General features: G+C 54.7%; 1 protein-coding gene. It reads right to left on the bottom strand.

The window, feature by feature from the left end; all coding sequences use genetic code 11:
• Positions 1 to 273 (bottom strand): IS3 family transposase (locus AC0QKW_RS08620; protein WP_473150653.1); only part of this gene is annotated, 273 nt, incomplete at its 3' end.
• Positions 274 to 499 lie beyond the last annotated feature (226 nt).

Below are 499 nucleotides of genomic sequence, written 5' to 3'. Positions count from 1 at the left end.
AATGTAGGTCATGTCAGCCACCCACACCCGGTCGGGTTCTGTCGTCGTAAAGTCTCTGTCCAAGTGATTCTCAGCGATGGGCCAGGCATGCTTAGAATCGGTCGTCACCTGGAATTTGCGCCGAGACCGAGCGCTGATGCCGAGCTTAGCCATTAACCGCACCACCCGTTGACGGCTGACGCTCCAGCCTTGAGCCGCCAGGGCCGCCTGAATCCTAGGGGACCCATAGCTTTGGCGACTGGTGTCATAAATGCGTTGAATCTGGTTAGACAAGATCGCATTCTCCTGGGTTCTAGCGGAAGCGAGACGGCTGCACCAGGCGTAATAGCCACTCCTGGACTGCTTCAGGACTCGACACATCAAGGCAATCGGAAAATTGACCTTCTCCCTCTGGATTAGCTCAATTGACCTTCTCCCTCTGGATTAGCTCATAGGATCTGAGCTTTCCCGAGCAAAGAAGGTCGCGGCTTTTTTTAAGAAATCGCGCTCCATCCGCACC

This window comes from Pseudanabaena sp. PCC 9330, assembly GCF_055795045.1.
Note: the sequence above shows the minus strand (reverse complement) of the source record. Positions and strands in the feature narration are given on the sequence as shown.